Source organism: Streptomyces sp. NPDC053542, from assembly GCF_044544685.1.
Lineage (GTDB): Bacteria > Actinomycetota > Actinomycetes > Streptomycetales > Streptomycetaceae > Streptomyces.
This window is the reverse complement of sequence record NZ_JBITXL010000024.1, coordinates 1-1,141: the sequence shown is the minus strand read 5'-3', so window position 1 is coordinate 1,141 and position 1,141 is coordinate 1. Positions and strand designations below refer to the sequence as shown.

General features: G+C 57.8%; 2 rRNA genes. Both read left to right on the top strand.

The features are described 5' to 3' along the window. Nucleotides 1-85, top strand: a 16S ribosomal RNA gene (locus ACIGXO_RS33655); the annotation flags it as partial. A 303-nt stretch (nucleotides 86-388) separates the two neighbouring features. Beyond that, nucleotides 389-1,141: ribosomal RNA gene (locus tag ACIGXO_RS33650) — 23S ribosomal RNA — on the top strand; the annotation flags it as partial.

The window sequence follows — 1,141 nt, the reverse complement described above, 5'->3', positions numbered from 1 at the left end:
GGAATCGTCGAAGGTGGGACTGGCGATTGGGACGAAGTCGTAACAAGGTAGCCGTACCGGAAGGTGCGGCTGGATCACCTCCTTTCTAAGGAGCATCTAGATCTCGCAAGAGATCCAGAGCCACTACGTCGGCGAATGTTCGACGGTGGTTAGCTCATGGGTGGAACGTTGACTACTCGGCACGATCAACTGTGGATCATCAGTACTGCTCTTCGGGGCGTGGAACGTGACTTCTCCAGGGATCGGGTCGGGCACGCTGTTGGGTGTCTGAGGGCACGGCCGTAAGGCTGTTCCTTCAAACGCCGGCCCCAGTGCACTCCGGATCCGTCCGGGGGTGATGGGTGGCTGGTCGTTGCTTGAGAACTGCACAGTGGACGCGAGCATCTGTGGCCAAGTTTTTAAGGGCGCACGGTGGATGCCTTGGCACCAGGAACCGATGAAGGACGTGGGAGGCCACGATAGTCCCCGGGGAGTCGTCAACCAGGCTTTGATCCGGGGGTTTCCGAATGGGGAAACCCGGCAGTCGTCATGGGCTGTCACCCGCTGCTGAACACATAGGCAGTGTGGAGGGAACGCGGGGAAGTGAAACATCTCAGTACCCGCAGGAAGAGAAAACAACCGTGATTCCGGGAGTAGTGGCGAGCGAAACCGGATGAGGCCAAACCAATCACGTGTGATACCCGGCAGGGGTTGCGTGGTTGGGGTTGCGGGATCTCTTTTCTACAGTCTGCCGGCTGTGGGACGAGTCAGAAACCGTTGATGTAGTCGAAGGACATGCGAAAGGTCCGGCGTAGAGGGTAAGACCCCCGTAGACGAAACATCAGCGGCTCGTTTAAGAGACACCCAAGTAGCACGGGGCCCGAGAAATCCCGTGTGAATCTGGCGGGACCACCCGTTAAGCCTAAATATTCCCTGGTGACCGATAGCGGATAGTACCGTGAGGGAATGGTGAAAAGTACCGCGGGAGCGGAGTGAAATAGTACCTGAAACCGTGTGCCTACAAGCCGTGGGAGCGTCGCTTGCAAGCTTGCTTGCAAGTCGTGACTGCGTGCCTTTTGAAGAATGAGCCTGCGAGTTTGCGGTATGTTGCGAGGTTAACCCGTGTGGGGAAGCCGTAGCGAAAGCGAGTCCGAAGAGGGCG